The following is a 19721-nucleotide window of genomic DNA, read 5'->3' as shown; positions in this document are numbered from 1 at the left end:
GGGAGCGCGGGGACCGGGCAGTCTGCACGGTCTCCGGCCGAGAGCTGGTGCAGACATCGTGTCGGTGGTCGGATGTGCGGGCAACTTGCCGTCCTACAGCCCGGAGAGTGATCGGAATGAGCACCGCCGCACCGGCCGTCCCTGCCGCCGCGACACCTGCGGACCGGTTGGCCGTGCTCACCGACGTCGAGAAGCGGGTGCTCTGGCTCTCGACGGCGATCATCGACCACGCCAACCGGGTGCGGCCCAACCCCACGGGCCTCAAGGTCGGCGGGCACCAGGCGTCGTCGGCCTCGATGGTGACGATCATGACCGCGCTGTGGTTCGAGCACCTGCGGGCCGAGGACCGGGTGTCGGTCAAGCCGCACGCCTCGCCGGTCCTGCACGCGGTGAACTACCTGCTGGGCGAGCTCGACGAGCGCTACCTGACCACGCTGCGCGAGTTCGGCGGCCTGCAGTCCTACCCGAGCCGGTCCAAGGACCCCGACCCGGTCGACTACTCGACGGGGTCGGTCGGCATCGGCGCGACGGCCCCGATCTGGGGTGCGCTGGCCCGTCGCTACGTGGAGTCCAAGGGCGGCGGCGCGGGCACCGGCCGGCAGTACTCGCTGGTCGGCGACGCCGAGCTCGACGAGGGCGCCTGCTGGGAGGCGATCCTCGACCCGATGGTCGCCGAGCTCGGGGAGGTCGTCTGGATCGTCGACCTCAACCGGCAGTCGCTCGACCGCGTCGTCCCGAACATCGGTGCGCTGCGCATCCAGGGCATGTTCGAGGCCGCGGGCTGGCAGGTGCTGACGGTCAAGTACGGCCGGCTGCTGCACGAGCTGTTCGCCCGCCCCGGCGGCGACGCGCTGCGCCGGCGCATCGACGAGATGCCCAACCCCGAGTACCAGCGGCTGCTGCGCTGCACGCCCGCCCAGCTGCGCGAGCGGCTGCCCGACTGCCCGGAGCTGGCGCAGCTCGTCGGCACACTCGACGACGAGACCCTGCACGCCGCGATCCGCAACCTGGGCGGGCACGACCTGCAGGCCGTCGGCGACGCACTGCGCGCCATCGACGACACCCGCCCGACGGTGATCCTCGCCTACACGGTCAAGGGCCGCGGGCTGGCGACGGAGGGCCATCCGCAGAACCACTCGTCGCTGCTGACCGCCGAGCAGCTCGCCGAGCTCGCCGACGCCGTCGGCGCGTCGACCGAGGCGCCGTGGGCACGGTTCCCGGCCGGGTCCGCGGCCGACGAGCTGTGCCGGCGGACCGCGGCGCGGCTGCGTCGCGAGCCCGTGCCCGCGCTTCCCGCCGTCGACCTGCCCACCGACATCGGGCGCACCCCGTCGGGCCGGGCGACGACCCAGGCGGCGCTGGGCCGGACGCTGCTCGACCTCACCCGGTCGGCCCCGGAGGCCGCGGCGCGCGTGGTGACGCTGTGCCCGGACGTGTCGTCGTCGACGAACCTGGGCGGCTGGGTCAACAAGGTCGGCGTGTGGTCGGCGGCCGAGCGTCGCGACTGGTTCGACGACGACCCCGAGACGATCCTGCACTGGCGCGAGCGGCCCACCGGCCAGCACCTGGAGCTGGGCATCGCCGAGGGCAACCTCGTCGGGCTGCTGGGGGAGCTGGGTGCGACCTGGAGCCGGTGGGGCCAGCCGCTGCTGCCGATCGGGGTGCTCTACGACCCGTTCGTCGAGCGCGCACTGGAGCCGTGGTCGTTCGGCATCTACGCGGGCGGGCAGTCGATCCTCGTCGGCACGCCGTCAGGGGTGTCGCTCGCACCGGAGGGCGGTGCGCACCAGTCGGTGACGACGCCGTCGGTCGGTCTGGAGCAGCCGGGCTGCATCACCTACGAGCCGGCGTTCGCGATCGACGTGGAGTGGACGCTGCTCGCGTCGCTCGCGCGCCTGGGCCGGCCCGACGGGACGTCGGCCTACCTGCGGCTCTCGACCCGCCCGGTCGACCAGACCCTCGCGGCGGTGCCCGCCGACCCGGCGGCGCGCGAGCGGCGGCGCAAGCAGGTCGTCGCGGGCGCGTACCCGCTGCGGAGGTCGGCGGGGACCCCGGACGTCACCATCGCCTCGATGGGCGCGATCGTGCCCGAGGCGCTGGCCGCGGCCGACCGGCTCGCCGAGCAGGGGATCGCGGCGGACGTCGTCTGCGTCACCAGCCCCGGCCTGCTGTTCGAGGCGGTGCAGGCCCGTGCCGGGCACGGTGACGCCGAGAGCTGGGTGCTCGACGCGGCCTTCCCCGCGCACCGCGCCGCGCCGCTGGTCACGGTGCTCGACGGGCACCCGCACACGCTCGCGTTCCTGGGCGGGATCCACCGGCAGCGGGCCACCCACCTCGGGGTGTCGCGGTTCGGGCAGTCCGGCGACCTCGAGTCGGTCTACCGGTACCACGGCATCGGCACCGACGGGATCGTCGCGGCGGCGCTCGACGTCACCGACGCCTGACGTCAGCGGTCGGGGTCGGACGGGTCGTCGGCCGGGTCGTCGCCCGGCAGCTCGTCGCCGGGGTCGCGGGCGGCGAGGAACCGCTCGACCTCGGCCGCGAGCTCGTCGGCGCTGGGCAGCTCGCCACCGAGCCCCCCGGCGCCGGCGCCCGCGCGGCCCTCGGCGACGGTGTCGTACTGCCGCTCCAGGGCGGTGACGACCTGCGCGACCTCCTCGGAGTTCTCCACCTGCTCGGCGATCTCGGCCTCGGTCCGCTCGGCGGCCTTGGTCAGCGACTCGGTGGGCATGAACAGCCCGGCCGCGACGCCGGTGTGGTCGAGCAGCGTGCGCGCGGCCTGCGGGTACTCGGCGCGGGCGAGGTAGTGGGGCACGTGCACGGCGAACCCCATGGCGTCGATCCCGGCCTCACCCAGGCGGTACTCGAGGAGGGCGACGGCGCTGCCGGGGACCTGCGCGCTGCCGAACCAGGCCGTGTGGCCCTCGACGAGCTCGGGGCGGGAGGCGTGTGCGGTGACCCCGATGGGGCGCGTGTGCGGCACGGCCATCGGGATGCCCGACAGCGTGATCACCAGCCGGATCCCGAAGCGCCGCACGATCTGCTCGACCGCGGCCACGAACCGCTCCCACTGCGTGTCGGGCTCCGGCCCGCTGAGCAGCAGGTACGGCGTGTCCCCGGTGTCGGTGAGGGCCACGATGTCGAGCGTGGGCGGGCTGTAGGAGGCCCAGTGGTCGGTCTCGAACTGCAGCGGCGGCCGCCGCGACCGGTAGTCGACGAGCTGGTCGACGTCGAAGTGCACGACCGGCGTCGTGTCCCGGCCCTCGACGAGCGCCTCCGCCGCGAGCCGTGCCGCGTTGCCGGCGTCGACGAACCCGTCGAGCACGACCACCAGCACCGGCTCGCTCAGCTGCGGGGCGTCCTCGGCCACCGTGTAGAGCTCCTGCGGGTCGAGCACCGTGATCCTCTTCCTCCGGCCGTCCGCCTCGCGTCCCTCGCGGGACACCTGTCCGCCGCCGGGCGTCTCCGGCCCGACACACCTCACAACGTGAGGCGGCCCGCACAGCATCCCGTTCGGCGCCGCCTGCGCGCACCATTGTCCTGTCATGGATGTGAGTGGTCGTCGCTGGGTCGTGTGGTCGGTCGGACTGTTCGCCTATCTCGTGGGCGTGATGAACAGGACGACGTTCGGGGTCGCCGGGCTCGACGCCGCCGACCGCTTCGGAGCGGCACCCGCCGTGCTCTCCGGGTTCCTCGTGCTGCAGCTGCTGGTCTATGCGGCGCTGCAGATCCCGACGGGGCTGCTGCTCGACCGGTTCGGCGCCCGGCGGCTCGTCGTCCTCGGGGCGCTGGTGATGGCCGTCGGGCAGCTGCTGCTGGCGCTGGCCTCGACGCTGCCGCTGGCGATCGCGGCGCGGGTGCTGGTCGGTGCCGGTGACGCGTTGACGTTCATCAGCGTGCTCTCGGTGGTCAACGCGTGGTTCCCGGCACGGCAGGTCCCGGTGCTGACGCAGCTCACCGGACTGCTCGGACAGGGCGGGCAGGTGCTGTCGGCCGTCCCGTTCGCGCTGCTGCTGCACCACGTCGGCTGGGCGCCGGCCTTCGTGTCGGCGGCGGCACTGGGCGTCGCGGCCGCGCTCGCGGTGCTGGCGGTGTTCCGCAACCGGCCGGCCGGCGTCACCGCGCCGGTCGCGGCCGCGTCCTGGCGTGACGTGCGGGCGCTGCTGCGGTCGTCGTGGACCGAGCCCGGCACCCGCCTCGGGCTGTGGACCCACACCGGCACCCAGTTCGCGGGCACGGTGTTCGCGCTGATGTGGGGCGTGCCGTACCTCGTCGCCGGCCAGGGGATGTCCCCGGCGGCGGCGGGGGCGTTGCTGACGGTCCTCGTCGTCGTGGGCGTGGTGGCCGGCCCGGCGTTCGGCGAGTTCGCCGCCCGGCGCCCGATGCGCCGCTCGTGGCTGGTCATCGGCGTGATCACGACGACGGCCGCGGCCTGGACCGCCGTGCTGCTCGTCCCACCGCCGGTCCCGGCGTGGCTGCTCGTGCTGCTCGTCGTGGTGCTCGCGGCCGGCGGACCGGCGTCGATGATCGGGTTCGACTACGCCCGCACGTCGAATCCCGGGTACCGGCAGGGCACGGCCGTCGGCATCGTCAACATCGGCGGGTTCACCGCGTCGCTCCTGGTCACCCTCGCCGTCGGCGCGGTACTCGGGATCGCGGGCGGGTACACGCCCGGCGCGTTCCGCGTCGCGTGGACGGTGCAGTACGTCGTGTGGGGGCTGGCTCTCGTCGGCATCGTCGTGGCGCGCCGCCGGACGCGGCGGCGTCTGGTCGAGCAGGGTGAGGTCGTGCCGCCGGCGTGGCGTCCGCTGCGGCGGCGCGAGGTGGCGGTGGAACGGGCCGCGGCCTGAGCCCCGAACGTGAACATTCAACTCCGGAGCCGTAGCGTCGGGGGATGACGCCCGTGGACTTCTTCTTCGACCCCGGTTGCCCCTACACCTGGCGCACGTCCCGCTGGATCGCCGACGTCGCCGACGCCGGTGCCGCAGCCGTGACGTGGCGGCTGATGAGCCTGTCGGTCCTCAACGAGGGCAAGGAGATCCCCGAGGAGTACCGGCCGGTGATGGCCCAGAACGTCCGCGTGCTGCGGGTGCTGGCCGCTGTCGAGGACAACGACGCGCGCGCCCGCCTGTTCACCGCGTTGGGCACCCGCCGTCACGAGCAGGGCGCCGACTACGACGACGACACCATCGCCGCCGCCGTCGCCGAGGCCGGCCTCCCGGACGAGACCGTCAAGGCCGCCGACGACGAGGCCTTCGACGCCCTCGTCCGGGCCTCCCACGACGATGCGCAGGCCGCCGTCGGCCAGGAGGCGGGCAGCCCGATCCTGCGCGTCGGGGGCAAGGCGTGGTTCGGCCCGGTCGTCGTGCCCGTCCCGGAGCGCGAGGAGGGCCTGCGGCTGTTCGAGGCGGTCCGGCTCCTCGCCGACGTCCCGTCGTTCAGCGAGCTCAAGGGCAGCCGCAACCCGTTCTGATCGCGCGTGGTCCGCGGGGCCGGGGTCAGCCCACGTGGACGCGGACGTGCCCGAGCACGCTGTGTCCGCTGAGCCGCACGGTCGGCGAGTCGGGCCGCGGCAGCACCCCGCGGGCGGAACGGCGCTCGACGACCGAGCGCTTGCCCAGCGCCGCCGTGCCGGCGTCGACGAGCCGGGTGCCGGGGGAGACGTGGACCTCGACCTTGCCCAGCAGCGAGTTCGCGACGACGTCGACGACGGCATGGGCCGCCAGGTCGCGCAGGTCGAGGACCACCGCGCCCAGCACGGCCTCGGCCTCGACCCGGCCGCCGGAGACGTCGGGACGGCGGCTGACCTTGCCGAGCGTGACGCGCACCGGCGCGCCCGGCGACACCACCGGTGACGCCGTGGCGGGGTGCGTGACCGTCCGGGCGGGCGCGGAGCCCTGGCCGCCGGGCAGGTCGGCCAGGGCCGGCCGCAGCTGCGAGGCGGTGCGCGCCGAGTAGACCGCGGCGAGCCGTTCGTCGTGTTCCACCCAGGTCAGGCGGCCCTCGCCGACGGCGGTGTGCAGGACGGCGGCGGCGCGGTCGCGGTCGTCGTCGGAGATGCGGAGCTCGACCTCGGACATGGCAGCAGTGTATGACGTCATCGTGACGCCATCAAGACGTCATCGGGTTCCCGGTTTGACGGCCGTCCGGAGCCGAACTAGCGTCGACGACGCGTCGACGACCGGCACGGGACCCGAAGGAGGGCACGCGTGATCGCGTCGTGAACGCGGCCGTGAACGTGGCGCAGGCTGCGGCCGAGGTGCTTCGCCGTGAAGGCGTCGAGCATCTGTTCGCCTACCCGCTCAACCCCCTGATCGACGCCGCGGCGGCCGTGGGCATCCGGCCCGTGGTCGTCCGCCAGGAACGCGTCGGCATCCACATGGCAGACGCCGTGAGCCGCCTCGGCGACACGGTCGGCGTGTTCTGCATGCAGGCCGGACCGGGCGTCGAGAACTCCTTCGGCGCGGTGGCGCAGGCCTTCGCCGAGGGGATCCCGCTCGTCGTGATCCCCGGCGGCGCCCCGCGGGCCCAGACGTGGGTGCAGCCGGCGTTCAACGCCGCGCTGAACTTCCAGCACGTCACGAAATGGGCGGAGCAGGTCACCACGGGCGCGGGGCTCGTCCCCGCCCTGCGACGCGCGTTCACCCAGGCGCGCAACGGCAGGCCCGGTCCGGTGCTTCTCGAGATCCCCGGCGACGTGTGGGCCGAGGACGCGCCGGGCGTCGAGGAGTACGTGCCGTCGCGCCGGGCCCGCAGCACCCCGGACGCCGACGCCGTCGACGCCGCGGCGGCCGCGCTGGTGGCGGCCGAGCGGCCGCTGATCTATGCGGGGCAGGGCGTCCACCACGCCCGTGCCTGGACCGGGCTGCGCGAGCTCGCCGAGCTGCTCGAGGCGCCGGTCACCACGAGCCTGGAGGGCAAGAGCGCCTTCCCCGAGACGCACCCGCTCGCGCTCGGCTCGGGTGGCGTCGCCATGCCGCGGGCGGTGTTCGAGCACGTCCGCGACGCCGACGTCGTGTTCGGTGTGGGCGCGAGCTTCACCGCGACCGGCTTCGGCATCCGCTTCCCGACGGCCGGGAGGACGTTCGTGCACAACACCGTCGACGCCGTCGACCTGGACAAGAACGTGCCCGCGGCACACGCGTTGGTCGGCGACGCGGGGCTCACGCTCGCGACGCTCACCGACGCCGTGCGCGACCGTCTTCGCGGGCGCGCGCGCGGGCGTGCCGACGAGGTCGCCGCCCGGATCCGGGCCCAGAACGACCCGTGGCTCGCGGGCTGGCGGCCCCACCTCGACAGCGACGCGGTCCCGCTGTCGCCCTACCGGGTGATCCGCGACCTGATGGCGACGGTCGACGTCGCGCGCACGATCATCACCCACGACGCCGGCAGCCCCCGCGACGAGCTGTCCCCGTTCTGGCGCACCGAGGCGCCGCACACCTACCTCGGCTGGGGCAAGTCGACCCAGCTCGGCTACGGTCTCGGGCTCGCCATGGGCGCGAAGCTGGCGCGGCCGGACATGTTGTGCGTCAACGTCTGGGGCGACGCCGCGATCGGCATGACCGGCATGGACCTGGAGACCTGCGCGCGTGTCGGCATCCCGATCCTGTCGGTGCTGTTCAACAACTTCGCGATGGCGATGGAGGACCGGATCATGGCGGTCTCCCGGGAGCGCTACGCCAGCACCGACATCTCCGGCGACTACGCCGCGATGGCGCGGGCGTTCGGGCTGCACGGCGAGCGCGTCACCGCGCCGTCCGACATCGTGCCCGCGCTGCGCCGCGCCCGCACGGCCGTCGACGGCGGGACGCCCGCGCTCGTCGAGTTCGTGACGACGCGGGACAAGTGCTACTCGACCTTCCAGTCCTGAGGGGGACGACGACCATGGGCGACACGACGATGTGTGCTGCGCAGCTCGTCGCACCGGGGCGGATCGAGGCCGTGGAGGCAACGGTCCCGCGTCCCCGCGAGGGCGAGGTGCTCGTCCGGTCGCGGCGCGGCTCGATCTGCGGCAGCGACCTGCACGTGCTGCACGACGGCTTCTACCGCGGCACGTACCCGGCCGCGCCGGGCTACCCCGGGCACGAGGGCGTCGGGGTCGTGGAGGACTCGCGGGACCCGGCGTTCGCGCCGGGCGACGTCGTCCTCGCGGTGCCGGTCCCGCGCGACGCCCGCTGCTTCGCGCAGTGGCAGGTGGTGAAGGCGGCGTCGCTGATCGGGCTGCCGCGCGGGGCCGACCCCGACCGGCTGCTCCTGGCCCAGCAGCTCGGGACGACGATCTTCGCGATGCGCCGGTTCTGGCCGCCCGCGGTCGCGGGGCCGGCGGAGGGGCGCACCGTCGCGATCTGCGGGGCGGGGTCGGCCGGGCTGTTCTTCACCGCGCTCGCCCGCCTCGCCGACTTCAGCAGGATCGTCGTCGCCGACCGCGCGCCGTCGCGACTGGACATCGCGGCGGAGTTCGGCGCGGACGTCGTGGTCGACGTGCGGCGCGACTCGTTCGTCGACGCGGTGATGGAGTCGACCGGCGGCGAGGGCGCGGACCTGGTGATCGAGGCCGTCGGGTACGACGAGACCCGGGTGCAGTGCCTGCAGGCCGTGAAGACCTGGGGGCGCGTCGGGTACTTCGGCTTCCCCGAGCGTCCCGACGGCCCGTCGACCTGGTCGTACAACGACGCGTGGGCTCGCCGCCCGACGATCGAGCACTCGCACAGCACCCAGGCCGAGCCGGGACTGACCGCGTTCCGGGAGGCCACCGACCTCATCCACTCCGGGGCGGTCGACGTGACGCCGTTCCTCGACCCGGTCTATCCGCTGGCCCGGGTGGCGGAGGCGTTCGAGGCGGCGCGCACCCAACAGGGCGGGAAGATCGCGATCGACCTGCGCTGAGCCGCGGTCCGCGGGCGCCGGTGGCAGGAGTCGCGGTGACGCGACGTCGTCATCACGACTCCTGCTCCCGAAGGATCATCGCCGCGCCCTTGACACTGCCGATGGCAGTCTTCAATATTGAAGACAACGAGGTGGAATACCGTTTCTCCTCCGCTCCGACGCCCTGGGAACTCATCTTCGACGCAGCAGCAGGGCGTGCTCGTGACCACTTCCGCCACACGACCGGTGGGCGAACTCGCCCACGGGAGGTCTCATGCTGAGCAGGGTCGACAACGAGACGATCTGCCGGGTCGGCAAGGGCACGCCGATGGGCGATCTGATGCGCCAGTACTGGGTGCCCTTCGCGTTGTCGCGAGAGCTGGAGCCGGACTGCGACCCCGTGCGGATCATGGTGCTCGGACAGCGCTTCCTCGCGATCCGCACCACGTCGGGAACCCCGATGCTGATGGACGAGGAATGCCCGCACCGGGGTGCCTCGATGTGGTACGGGCGCAACGAGAACGAAGGCATCCGCTGCGTCTACCACGGCTGGAAGTTCGATGGCGGCGGCCGGTGCGTCGACATGCCCAACGAGCCGCCGGGAAGCAGCTTCAAGGACAAGGTGCGGCTGCCGACCTACCCGGTGACCGAAGCAGGGGGCCTGCTCTGGACCTACCTCGGTCCGCGCCCGACGCCCCCGCCCATGCCGGGCTTCGAGTGGATGGACGACGCCGCCGACGACAGCAGTGCCTGGGCGTTCCAGCGCGAGTGCAACTGGCTGCAGGCGCTGGAGGGCGACATCGACACCAGCCACTTCGGGTTCCTGCACGTCGGGCACGCCGAGCCCGACGACGCCCCGGAGGACTCGTTCCTGCGCTACACGATCGAGGACCGCGCGCCGCGCTACAAGGTGCTCGACACCGAGTTCGGCGCGACCTACGGCGCCTACCGCCCCGCCGGGTCCGACGACCGGCTGTACTGGCGCTTCGCGCACTTCCTGTTCCCGTTCTACACGATGGTTCCCACCGGGGTACTCGGAACGAAGCTGCAGGTCAGGGCGTGGGTCCCGATGGACGACCAGCACACGATGGCCCTCCACTCCGCACCGAGCGCCCGTCGGTACACCGCTCCTGCGTCACAGAAGGTCGGGATCACCGAGCGCGAGGCCACGGCCACGGAGTTCCTGCCGAACACCACCGACTGGTTCGGCCGGTTCCGGATCACCGCCCGCCGCGAGAACGACCATCTGATCGACCGGGAGCTGCAGCGCAGCGGCGCGAGCTACACCGGACTCGGCGGGGTCAACATCGAGGACCAGGCCATCACCGAGAGCATGGGCGACATCTACGACCGCACCAAGGAGCACCTCGGCAGCTCCGACGTGATGGTGATCCGGGTGCGGCGCCGGCTGCTGGCCGCCGCCCGCGCGCTCACCGACTCCGGCACCGCACCGCCCGCCGTGGACGAGCCCGGGGCGTACCGGCAGCGTTCCGGCGGCATCGTGCTGCCGGCCGACGCCGACTGGATGGAGGCGACGGCCGAGCTGCGCAGCGCGGGCGTCGACCACCCCGAGCTCGACCCCAGCATGGCCGGCGGCGCATGAGCACCCCCGTCGGGACCAGCCTGGCGGAGCTGCTCGCCGTTCCCTACGTGATGGACGTCCAGGCCGTCCGCCGCGACGACGGCGAATGGGTCTGCCGCGTGAGCTACGACGAGCTGCCCGGATGCGTCGCCGAGGGCCGCACGCCGTACGAGGCGCTGACCCGGCTCGAGCGCCGCCGGGTGGAGATCCTCACCGAGCTGCACCGGGCCGGCGCCGTTCCGTCGGCCCCCCGTGCGCCCCTGCGGATCTGACGCCCCCCTCGTACGACGTCTCGACCGAACGCGTCACCCCACCACCAACCCGCACCGCCGGCCGCGCCGGCGGCGGGGCGGGACCGCACGCGACACGAGGAGGCCCGACGATGCTGTCGGCCGAGGACAACGAGATCCTGACCCGGGTCGGCCCGGGCACACCGATGGGCGAGCTGCTGCGCCGCTACTGGATGCCCGCAGCGCTGTCCGAGGAGCTGCCGAGCGCCGGGGGCGACCCGGTGCGTGTCCGGCTCCTCGGCGAGGACCTGGTCGCCTTCCGCGACCTCAACGGCCGCATCGGGCTGATCCAGGAGAACTGCCCGCACCGCGGCGCGTCGCTCTGGTTCGGCCGCAACGAGGGCAGCAGCGCCGCGCCGTCGGCGGCCGCCGACGGGGCGTGCGGTCTGCGCTGCCCGTACCACGGCTGGCAGTTCGACGTCGACGGCCGGTGCATCGACATGCCGTCGGAGCCGGCCAGCAGCTCGTTCAAGGAGCGGGTGCAGGCGCGTGCCTACCCGGTCCACGAGTCCGGTGGTGTCGTCTGGGCCTACCTCGGGCCCCGCGAGACCATGACGCCGTTCCGCGACTTCGGCACCGACTCGCTCGCTCCCGAGCACGTCATGGCAGGCAAGACGTTCAGCCCGTGCAACTGGGTGCAGGCGATGGAGGGCAACCTCGACACGTCGCACATCTCCTGGCTGCACCAGTACGACGCCATCTCCGAGCTGCCCGACGACGGCACCGACAAGCCCGGCTACAACTCGGTCGAGACGTCGTGGCGGATCTGGCGCCACGACCGGGCACCGCGGCTGGAGGTGCACGACGACTGGTACGGCTACCGCTACGCCGGCATCAGGACCTCGCCCAACGGGCACACCCACGTCCGGATCACCGGGTTCTGCGTGCCGAACGTGACGACCGTGGCGGCGATCCCGTACCGCGGCAGGCTGAGCATGTTCGTCCCCGTCGACGACGAGAACTGCCTGCGCTACAACCTCGTCGCGCAGAAGATCGGCGACATGCACGGGTACGGCAGCGGGGGCAACCTGTTCGACGTCCGGAACTTCCCGTACGCGCCGCAGACCCGGCAGGGGATCCGGCCGCGGCAGTGGACCGCCGAGAACGACTACCTCATCGACCGTGAGGCCCAGCGGACGCAGAACTTCACCGGGATCTCCGACTTCAACAGCCAGGACCTGATGGCCACGGAGTCGATGGGGCCGATCTACGACCGGTCCCAGGAGCACCTGGGCACCAGCGACCGGGCGGTGATCAGGATGCGCCGCATCCTGATCGGCGCGGCCAAGGCGCTGGCCGAGAACGGCACGCCGCCGCCGGCCCTGGCCGAGGACGGCCACGACTTCAGGACGTTCCGGTCCGCGGAGAAGATCCTCGAGCCGGGGGAGGACTGGCGGATCCTCGGCACCGACGACGACCCGCTCGTCCGGGAGGAGCTGCTGGCCCGCCGTTCGACGGCGAGCGGCCAGGCCTGACCCGGGGCGCCGCCGGCCCCGGCCGGCCGGCGGCACCCCGACCTACGCCGGTCTCCGCTCGGGGCGGCCGCGGACGGTCGCGGCCCCCCACCGACGGCCGGCCGCCGCAGTGCCGCCGGTCGCGACTCACTCACGACGGGAACTCGGGTGGAACGGGTTGGGGTCCGCCGACTCTGCGCGCTGTGCGGCGCACCGGCGCAAATCACCGTGCACGTCCGTGGCCCGCGGCATCCCGCGGCGACGGTGTGCGCACTGTGCCACCAGCGGCTCGCGATGAACCTCGCCTCGCTGGGCTGGTGTGAACCCGGGCTGCACTACGGCCCGCCGTCGGCGGTGTGCCGACGACATCATGTGCGTTTCGTGTGGCTCGGACCGGACTGACCGGCCGGCCGCACCCGTGACGCACTCCCCGCACTCCTCACCACGACGCGCGAGCCGACGACGTCTCGCGAGATTGTGAGGTACGACGATGCACGTCAGACCCGTGGTCCGGACCAGGGCGGTGCTGGCCCTCCTCGTGGCGGTCGTCCTCGTCACCGCGGCATGCGGTGCGAGCAACACCGTCCGGTCCGGCTCGAGCACCTCCGGGATGGACGCCTCACACCCCTTCGGCGGCGACCCCGCCACGGAGGGGACACCGCAACGCGGCGGGATCCTGCGCTACGGGATGGACCGTGAACCGGTGTCGATGGACCCGACGGTCCCCGGCTACCAGATCGCCGACTACGCGGTGTACGACCCGCTGTTCCGCATGAACGCCTCCGGCGACGTCCAGCCCTACCTCGCCGAGTCCATGACGACCGCCGACGGTGGCACCACGTGGGTCCTGACGTTGCGGCCCGGGGTCAAGTTCCAGGACGAGACCCCGCTCGACGCCGACGCCGTGATCTTCAACGTGCAGCGTCAGCAGCAGATCGCGCGGTCCCCCGGCAACGTCTACGCGAAGTGGGTGAAGTCGATGACGGCCGTCGACCCGCTGACCGTGCGGTTCGTTCTCACCCAGCCCGTCGGGGTCTTCGTCAACGCGTTCGCGCTGCGTTCCAACGACGGCACCCTGGGGCTGATGGCCTCGCCGACGGCCGTCAAGAAGTGGGGTGCCGACTACGGACGCCATCCTGTCGGAGCGGGACCGTTCTCGTTCGTCGACTGGGTGCCCGACTCGAAGATCGACGTGACCCGGTTCGACGACTACTGGCAGAAGGACAAGGGGATGCCCTACCTCGACGGCATCCAGTTCCGCCCGGTCCCCGACACGGAGGCGGCCTACGCCTCGATCTCCAACGGCGACCTCGACGTCCTCATCTGCTCGTACCAGACCGAGATCCTGCGGGGCTCGAACAACAAGGACCTGACGACGTACTACAACCCGGGCAACGGCGGGGAGTACTTCTACTTCAACTTCACGAGGGCTCCCTTCAACGACCCCCGGATGCGGGAGGCCCTGCTGGCCGCGCTCGACCCGAAGGCGATGAGCGCGACGCAGTACAGCGGCTTCATGGACCCGGCGCAGACGCCGTTCTCCGCGGACAGCCCGTTCTACGACGCCGCCACGGCCGAGCGGTACCCGACCTACGATCCCGCGAAGGCCAAGCAGCTGATCGCCGACTACGTGAAGGACGGCGGCGACCCGAACTTCACGCTCTCGACGGCCAACAACCCGACCCGCACGCAGTTCGCCCAGTTCGTGCAGGCCCAGCTCAAGGCCGTCGGGGTCGAGGTGAAGCTCGACCTGCAGGACCTCGGCACGTTCAGCTCGACGGTCGTGCAGGGCGGCAACTTCCAGCTGTCGACCTGGGTGTCGGGATGGCCCACGCCGTTCCCGTCGCTGGTCCAGCTGCTGCACACCGGCGGCAGCGGGAACTACGGGCGCTACTCGAACCCGCAGGTCGACGCCCTGCTCGACGACGCCGTCGCCACGACGGACAAGGCGAGGCAGACCGCCGACTACAAGCAGGTCGAGGCGATCGCCGGGAAGGACCTCGCGATCGGCTGGTACAGCCGGGCATACACGGGGATGCTCACCCGCAAGAACGTCAAGGGCATCGTGCTCGACATCCCGACGGGCCCGCAGATGTGGGCCGGCGCATGGATGTCGCACTGACGGGGTGGCGCTCGTGCCACTGACGGGTCACGGCTGCCGGACCGGGTCGGTCCATGGTCCGGCAGCCGCTAGGCTGACCCGGGGCCGCGAGGCGGTCACCCGGCCCGGAACGGCGTGAGCGGCTCCGGACACGTACCGGAGGCACCACCATGGCACGAGCGCCGCTGGCCAGAGCTGCGGGCAGGTCCACGGCGCTCGTCCTCGCCGAGCTGCGCCGGGCGATCTCCCAGGGAGATCTGGCTCCGGGCGAGCAGATCCGCCAGCAGCTGTGGGCGGACCGGATCGGTGTCAGCAGGCCCCCGCTGCGAGAGGCCCTGGAGATCCTCACCACCGAGGGCCTCGTCGTGCACGGGGTGAACCAGGGCTACTTCGTCACCCGTTTCAGCCGCGACGAGATGCAGCAGCTCTACACGATGCGCCTGCTGCTGGAGCAGGAGGCGTTGACCTCGCTGCGGTGGCCCGACGAGAACCGGCTCGCGGAGTTCGAGGAGCAGGTGCGGGGGATCGAGGAGCACGCGCTGGCCGGGCGGCCCGACATCGCGATGCAGGGCCTGAGCGACCTCTACATCGGCATCTACCAGCTGTGCGGGCGGCACCTGATCGTCGACGAGATCCAACGGTTGTGGATCAAGACGACGGCCTACCGGTCGCTGAGCTTCGACATCATGCGTGATCCCGCGGCCTCCGGCCGACGGCTGCGCGGCATCCTCGAGCTGTTGCGCGAGCACGACCTCGACGCGCTGCGCGAGACGCTGCTGCATCCCACGATCCGCGGCAAGCTGGGCACGGCGGTGCCCGACGTCGCCCACCACGAGCAGGGCGACGACGGGCGGGTCGTGGCGAGCTGACCGTCAGCCGATGACCACGTTCGTGCCGAACAGGCCGGTCGAGTCGACGCCCTCACGGATCGACCGCAGCCGCGCCCGGTCCGCGTCGTCCCACAGCGCGGCGACGCGGGCGGGGCCGGCCTGGCCGAGCAGGTTCACCAGCCCCCGCGCGCACGCCCAGGGGCGCATGGCCTCCAGCACGGCGGCGGTCGAGGCGGCGACGACCTCCACCGGCGGCCCGGCGAGCACCCCGAGGGTGTAGAGCGAGAACGCGGCCTCGCGGCCGGAGACGGCGTTCGGGATCTCCGCGGGCCGGCCGACGGCGCCGCCGAGGAGCCGCAGCTCGACCATCGCCAGCGGGACGTCGACGTCGGGGCCCGCGGTGGCGAGCAGCGCGTCGACGGCCTCGGCGGGCAGCTCGCGCAGGGCACCGCCGCGGTCCCAGACCGGCATCGGGTCCGTCGGGTCCATGTGGACGGCGTCGACCGCGGCGTAGGGCAGATCGGCGACCATGTCGAGCACGGGCTCGGCGACGGCGCGCATCGGCGCCAGCAGGGCGGCGCCCTCGTCGGCCGGGCCGAGGTGGGCGAAGCGCAGCGCGACGACGAACCGTCCGCGCAGCGGCTCCGGCAGCGCCGGGTCCGGCGGCACGCGCAGCAGCGCGACGGAGGTCGTGGTGTCCTCGGGCAGCGTCGGGGCCCACTCCCGCCAGGCGTGCAGGACGGCCGCGGCGTCGGCCGCCCCGAACGCCACGGCGCCGCCGTAGAACCGGGTGACGGGCATGAGGTCGAACTCGATCTCGGTGATGATCCCGAAGTTGCCCTTGCCGCCACGGACGGCCCAGAACAGGTCGGGCTCGGTCTCGGGGGTGACGTCGCGGATCCGCGCGTCGGCGGTGACGAGGGTGAAGCGGCGGACGTGGTCGGCCGCGAAGCCGAAGCGCCGGGCCATCGGGCCGAGGCCCCCGCCCGTCGTGTAGCCGACGACGCCGACGTGCGACGACGAGCCGTTGAGCGGGGCCAGCCCGTGCGGCGCGGCGGCGTCGATCACCTCGCGCCAGCGCACGCCCGCGCCCACGCGCGCGGTGCGCGCCACCGGGTCGACGGTCACACCGGTGAGCCGCTTCGTCGAGACCAGCACGGTCCCGAACAGCTCGTCGAGCAGCCCGTGGCCGGTGGCCTGGACGGCGACCTTGCAGCCGGTGGCGGCGGCGTGCGCGACGGCGGCGGCGACGTCCTCGGCGCAGGTCGCGCCGACGACGACGGCCGGTGCGGGCAGATGCGTCGCGTTGAACCCGGCGACCTCCTCGGCGTAGCCCTCGTCGCCGGGGCGGAGCACGGGTCCGGCGACGCGGGAGAGGCTGTCGTGGTGGTCGATCATCGCGGTCATCGGTGGTTCCCCCTGTGATGGCGGCCCGGTCGGGGCCGGTGCCTGTGGCGTCCTGGGGAAGACCCTGCCGTTCGCCGGGGGTCCGCCTCGACCGCGCCAACGCGTGTTCCGGTGGTGTGGGCAGTACCCCCTCCGGCGCCGGGGTGGCACCCGCGGCGGTCGTAGGCTCGGAGCATGGTCACGGACCGAGCGGGCGACGCGGGGATCGCGACGCGCGTCGCCGCACTCGAGGAGATCCTCGTCGAGAAGGGGTACGTCGACCCCGCCGCGCTCGACGAGATCATCGCCACCTACGAGCACGACGTCGGGCCGCGCAACGGCGCCCGGGTCGTCGCGCGGGCGTGGACCGATCCCGGCTACCGGGAACGGCTGCTGGCCGACGCCACGGCCGCGATCGCCGAGCTGGGCTACGGCGGGCGGCAGGGCGAGCACATGGTCGCCCTCGAGAACACGCCGCAGGTGCACCACCTCGTCGTGTGCACGCTCTGCTCGTGCTACCCGTGGCCGGTGCTGGGCCTGCCCCCGACCTGGTACAAGTCGGCGGCCTACCGGTCGCGCGCGGTGATCGACCCCCGCGGCGTGCTGGCCGACTTCGGCGTCACGCTCGCCGACGGCACCCGCATCGCCGTGCACGACTCGACGGCCGAGGTGCGCTACCTCGTCGTGCCGATGCGCCCGCCCGGCACCGACGGTCTCGACGAGGACGCGCTGGCCGGTCTCGTCACCCGCGACTCGATGATCGGCACCGGCCTCGCGCTCGCGCCGGGGGAGGTGCGCGGATGAACGGCGCCGCCGACCTCGGCGGGATGATGGGCTTCGGCCCGGTGGTCCCGGAGCCCGAGGACCATCGTTTCGACGCCGGGTGGCAGCGCCGGGCGCTCGCCCTCACCCTCGCGATGGGCGCGGCGGGCCGGTGGAGCATCGACGAGGGCCGGCACGCCCGGGAGTCGATCCCGCCGCCGGAGTACCTGACGTCGAGCTACTACGCGATCTGGGTCCGGGCACTGGAGGACCTGCTGGTCGCCCACGGCCTGGTCACCCGCGCGGAGCTGGCGGCCGGGCGCGCCGACGGCCCGGGCGAGCCGGTCCGCGTGCTGCGGGCGGGCGACGTCCGCGCGGCCCTCGCCGCGGGCACCCCCTACTCGCGGCAGGTCGCGTCGTCGGCGAGGTTCGCCGCGGGGCAGCGGGTCCGGGCCCGGGTCATGAACCCGGCGGGGCACACCCGGTTGCCGCGCTACGTGCGCGGCCGCACCGGCACGGTCGTGACGGTGCACGGCGCTCACGTGCTGCCCGACAGCAACGCCCGCGGCGCGGGGGAGTCGCCGCAGTGGCTCTACCAGGTCCGTTTCGACGCGCGCGAGCTGTGGGGCGAGGACGCCGACCCGGCGTCGACGGTCGACGTCGACGCGTGGGAGTCGTACCTGGAGCCGGCGTGAGTTGCCCTGTGTCAAGCCGCCGCTGGTTGATCTTGGTTGAGGACGCGTTGAAGGGCGTGGTGTCGGTCGGGGTCGTAGGGGGTGTGGCTGTGCCAGCAGGCCCAGATGACACCGATCCAGGCTCGGGCCAGGACGCGGACGGCGTGGGGGTGGTCGTGACCGCGGGTTCGGGCTCGTTGGTAGAGGTCGGCGGCCCATGGGTTGGTTTTGATGCTGTCGCCGGCGAAGTCGCAGATGGCGTCGCGGAGTTGTTTGTCGGCGCCCCAGCGGAACGACACGGCGCGGGCCTTGCCGGACTGGCGGGTCGAGGGTGCGACCCCGGCGAGGCAGGCCAGCGAGTCCGGGGTGGGGAAGCGGCCGCGGGCGTCGCCGATCTCGGCGAGCATGCGTGCGGCGCGGACTCGGCCGGCGCGGGGCAGGCTGGTGAAGATCTGTGCGTCGGGGTGGAGATCGAGCTGCTCGCTGATGCGGGCGGCGAGCTCGGCGATCTGTGTGGTGAGTGTGCGCAGCACTGTGACGTAGGCGGCGGTCACCGCAGCAGCGGTGTCGGCTTCGGGTCCGGTGTGGCCGCGGGGTGCGCTGGTCAGGCGGGTGTGCAGGACGGTGGGGTCCATGCGGCCGCAGTAGCCGACCGATGCCAGCCAGGATGCCAGTCGTCGTGGGGTGAGCCAGTCGATCTGGGTCTGGGTGGTGAAGCGCTCCAGGAAGCGCAGGCTGATCTGCGAGTCGATGTCGGAGAACAGCCCGATCACGGCGGGCAGGCAGATCTGCAGGTGAGCGCGCAGCTGGTTGGCCACCGCGACACGGTGGGCGACCAGGTCACGCCGGGCCCGCACGCTCTGGCGCAGCGCGGTGGTGGTGGGGGTGTCGACCAGCAGGGGGCGCAGGCGGCGGCGGTCGGTTCGGACGGTGTCGGCGAGGACGTAGGCGTCGAAGCGGTCGTCTTTGTTCCCGGCCGAGCCGTAGCGCGAACGCAGGTTTTTGAGCTGTCCGGGTGGGATCACGAACACGACCAGTCCGGCTTGTCGCAGGGCGTCGACCACGGGGCCGTCCGGGCGCTCGATGCCGACCTCGACCACCCCGGCCTTGGACAGGCGCCCGACCATCGTGCGCAGCCCGGTCCGGTCGTGGGTGACGGAGAAGCGCTGGAGCTGTTCGCCGTCCGGGGCGAGGACGCAGACGGCGTGGTCGTCCTTGGCCCAGTCCACCCCGCCGGTCGGGCGGTGCGGGTCGACCGACGGCGCGGTCTCGGTGACACTCATGGTCGTCTCCTCGCTGTTGGCGCAGTGGGAAGACACCCGGTGGTCCCGGGACGCGGCAGCCGGTCGCTCACTGATCGGCACTCGACGGTGCTCAGCCCTGTAGCCAGTCGGCGCGTCCTGGGCCACCGGACCTCGCTGAACTCACGCCGGACCTCGAAGGTCGAGCGAGCAGGGCGATGGCCCGGTGGGAACCTCAGGTGCGCCCGAATCCTGGATCAACGATCCGACTCGGACACAAGGAGGGTGCACCAGTGAGCACGCTCCGGGAACTCCTGGGCGCGCCCGTTCGTCGGACGGGTGTAGACCGACGAGAGGTTGGGACATGCTGCTGAAGATCCTGGGTGTCGCCCTCGCGATCTGGATCGTCATCTCGGTGCTCGGAGCGGTCTTCAAGTTCCTCGGCGTCGCGCTGGTGATCGGGGCGCTGCTGTTCGTCGGTGCCGCCGCGTACAGCGCGATCAAGAACCGCAACAACAAGGCGCTGCCGCGCTGAT

At 72.9% G+C, this 19721-nt stretch carries 17 protein-coding genes; 13 read left to right on the top strand and 4 right to left on the bottom strand.

Annotated elements, in window-relative coordinates; genetic code table 11:
- The first annotated feature begins 116 nt into the window (after positions 1–116).
- Positions 117–2444, top strand: coding sequence for a transketolase-like TK C-terminal-containing protein (locus tag PSED_RS19760; protein ID WP_013676014.1), 2328 nt, complete (start codon positions 117–119; stop codon positions 2442–2444).
- 2 nt (positions 2445–2446) lie between these two features.
- Here the strand turns inward: PSED_RS19760 and PSED_RS19755 are convergent, their stop codons facing one another.
- A complete protein-coding gene (locus PSED_RS19755; RefSeq protein WP_049803714.1) occupies positions 2447–3397 on the bottom strand; it encodes a proteasome assembly chaperone family protein in 951 nt (316 codons plus the stop codon).
- Between the two features lie 148 nt (positions 3398–3545).
- Here PSED_RS19755 and PSED_RS19750 point away from each other — a divergent pair, with 148 nt between their 5' ends.
- Entirely contained in the window at positions 3546–4850 is a 1305-nt protein-coding gene (locus PSED_RS19750) for an MFS transporter (protein ID WP_013676012.1), read from the top strand.
- A gap of 44 nt (positions 4851–4894) precedes the next feature.
- Positions 4895–5473: a mycothiol-dependent nitroreductase Rv2466c family protein gene (locus tag PSED_RS19745; protein ID WP_013676011.1), complete on the top strand. Its 579-nt coding sequence runs from the start codon at positions 4895–4897 to the stop codon at positions 5471–5473.
- A gap of 25 nt (positions 5474–5498) precedes the next feature.
- On the opposite strand, the gene PSED_RS19740 is transcribed toward PSED_RS19745, so the two are convergent.
- On the bottom strand, positions 5499–6080 hold the full coding sequence (locus tag PSED_RS19740; RefSeq protein ID WP_013676010.1) for a DUF1707 SHOCT-like domain-containing protein: 582 nt from the start codon (positions 6078–6080) through the stop codon (positions 5499–5501).
- Positions 6081–6220: 140 nt separating this feature from the next.
- Between PSED_RS19740 and PSED_RS19735 the strand changes: the two genes are divergently transcribed.
- The 7 genes from PSED_RS19735 (at position 6221) to PSED_RS19705 (ending at position 15161) form a co-directional block, all read left to right on the top strand.
- Complete coding sequence (locus PSED_RS19735; protein WP_013676009.1) at positions 6221–7870, top strand: thiamine pyrophosphate-requiring protein; 1650 nt, start codon at positions 6221–6223, stop codon at positions 7868–7870.
- A gap of 14 nt (positions 7871–7884) precedes the next feature.
- On the top strand, positions 7885–8886 hold the full coding sequence (locus PSED_RS19730) for a zinc-binding dehydrogenase (RefSeq protein WP_013676008.1): 1002 nt from the start codon (positions 7885–7887) through the stop codon (positions 8884–8886).
- A 253-nt stretch (positions 8887–9139) separates the two neighbouring features.
- Positions 9140–10468 (top strand): Rieske 2Fe-2S domain-containing protein, encoded by a 1329-nt coding sequence (locus tag PSED_RS19725; RefSeq protein WP_013676007.1) that lies wholly within the window; start codon positions 9140–9142, stop codon positions 10466–10468.
- A complete protein-coding gene (locus tag PSED_RS19720; protein ID WP_013676006.1) occupies positions 10465–10719 on the top strand; it encodes a type II toxin-antitoxin system HicB family antitoxin in 255 nt (84 codons plus the stop codon). The genes PSED_RS19725 and PSED_RS19720 overlap by 4 nt, the downstream gene beginning before the upstream one ends.
- 110 nt (positions 10720–10829) lie before the next feature.
- Entirely contained in the window at positions 10830–12212 is a 1383-nt protein-coding gene (locus tag PSED_RS19715) for a Rieske 2Fe-2S domain-containing protein (protein ID WP_013676005.1), read from the top strand.
- A 469-nt stretch (positions 12213–12681) separates the two neighbouring features.
- On the top strand, positions 12682–14313 hold the full coding sequence (locus PSED_RS19710) for an ABC transporter substrate-binding protein (protein WP_013676004.1): 1632 nt from the start codon (positions 12682–12684) through the stop codon (positions 14311–14313).
- A 149-nt stretch (positions 14314–14462) separates the two neighbouring features.
- Positions 14463–15161: a GntR family transcriptional regulator gene (locus PSED_RS19705; RefSeq protein WP_013676003.1), complete on the top strand. Its 699-nt coding sequence runs from the start codon at positions 14463–14465 to the stop codon at positions 15159–15161.
- A gap of 3 nt (positions 15162–15164) precedes the next feature.
- On the opposite strand, the gene PSED_RS19700 is transcribed toward PSED_RS19705, so the two are convergent.
- Positions 15165–16529, bottom strand: coding sequence for an FAD-binding oxidoreductase (locus PSED_RS19700; protein ID WP_013676002.1), 1365 nt, complete (start codon positions 16527–16529; stop codon positions 15165–15167).
- 174 nt (positions 16530–16703) lie between these two features.
- Here PSED_RS19700 and nthA point away from each other — a divergent pair, with 174 nt between their 5' ends.
- Both nthA and nthB read left to right on the top strand, forming a co-directional pair.
- On the top strand, positions 16704–17312 hold the full coding sequence (gene nthA / locus PSED_RS19695) for a nitrile hydratase subunit alpha (RefSeq protein ID WP_013676001.1): 609 nt from the start codon (positions 16704–16706) through the stop codon (positions 17310–17312).
- Complete coding sequence (nthB, locus tag PSED_RS19690; protein ID WP_013676000.1) at positions 17309–17965, top strand: nitrile hydratase subunit beta; 657 nt, start codon at positions 17309–17311, stop codon at positions 17963–17965. The genes nthA and nthB overlap by 4 nt, the downstream gene beginning before the upstream one ends.
- A gap of 11 nt (positions 17966–17976) precedes the next feature.
- On the opposite strand, the gene PSED_RS19685 is transcribed toward nthB, so the two are convergent.
- On the bottom strand, positions 17977–19227 hold the full coding sequence (locus PSED_RS19685) for an IS110 family RNA-guided transposase (protein WP_013674581.1): 1251 nt from the start codon (positions 19225–19227) through the stop codon (positions 17977–17979).
- Positions 19228–19549: 322 nt separating this feature from the next.
- Between PSED_RS19685 and PSED_RS19680 the strand changes: the two genes are divergently transcribed.
- Positions 19550–19720, top strand: a complete 171-nt coding sequence (locus PSED_RS19680) for a hypothetical protein (RefSeq protein WP_013675999.1) — start codon at positions 19550–19552, stop codon at positions 19718–19720.
- Position 19721 lies beyond the last annotated feature (1 nt).

The organism is Pseudonocardia benzenivorans CB1190 (assembly GCF_000196675.2).
GTDB lineage: Bacteria > Actinomycetota > Actinomycetes > Mycobacteriales > Pseudonocardiaceae > Pseudonocardia > Pseudonocardia benzenivorans.
This window is presented reverse-complemented; position numbering and strand designations above follow the sequence as displayed.

Coding starts and splice junctions, on each gene's coding strand:
- nthA (WP_013676001.1), top strand. CDS start 16,704: ATGGTCACGGACCGAGCGGGCGACGCGGGGATCGCGACGCGCGTCGCC.
- PSED_RS19730 (WP_013676008.1), top strand. CDS start 7,885: ATGGGCGACACGACGATGTGTGCTGCGCAGCTCGTCGCACCGGGGCGG.
- PSED_RS19720 (WP_013676006.1), top strand. CDS start 10,465: ATGAGCACCCCCGTCGGGACCAGCCTGGCGGAGCTGCTCGCCGTTCCC.
- PSED_RS19725 (WP_013676007.1), top strand. CDS start 9,140: ATGCTGAGCAGGGTCGACAACGAGACGATCTGCCGGGTCGGCAAGGGC.
- PSED_RS19740 (WP_013676010.1), bottom strand. CDS start 6,080: ATGTCCGAGGTCGAGCTCCGCATCTCCGACGACGACCGCGACCGCGCC.
- PSED_RS19710 (WP_013676004.1), top strand. CDS start 12,682: ATGCACGTCAGACCCGTGGTCCGGACCAGGGCGGTGCTGGCCCTCCTC.
- nthB (WP_013676000.1), top strand. CDS start 17,309: ATGAACGGCGCCGCCGACCTCGGCGGGATGATGGGCTTCGGCCCGGTG.
- PSED_RS19705 (WP_013676003.1), top strand. CDS start 14,463: ATGGCACGAGCGCCGCTGGCCAGAGCTGCGGGCAGGTCCACGGCGCTC.
- PSED_RS19685 (WP_013674581.1), bottom strand. CDS start 19,227: ATGAGTGTCACCGAGACCGCGCCGTCGGTCGACCCGCACCGCCCGACC.
- PSED_RS19715 (WP_013676005.1), top strand. CDS start 10,830: ATGCTGTCGGCCGAGGACAACGAGATCCTGACCCGGGTCGGCCCGGGC.
- PSED_RS19750 (WP_013676012.1), top strand. CDS start 3,546: ATGGATGTGAGTGGTCGTCGCTGGGTCGTGTGGTCGGTCGGACTGTTC.
- PSED_RS19760 (WP_013676014.1), top strand. CDS start 117: ATGAGCACCGCCGCACCGGCCGTCCCTGCCGCCGCGACACCTGCGGAC.
- PSED_RS19745 (WP_013676011.1), top strand. CDS start 4,895: ATGACGCCCGTGGACTTCTTCTTCGACCCCGGTTGCCCCTACACCTGG.
- PSED_RS19700 (WP_013676002.1), bottom strand. CDS start 16,529: ATGACCGCGATGATCGACCACCACGACAGCCTCTCCCGCGTCGCCGGA.
- PSED_RS19680 (WP_013675999.1), top strand. CDS start 19,550: ATGCTGCTGAAGATCCTGGGTGTCGCCCTCGCGATCTGGATCGTCATC.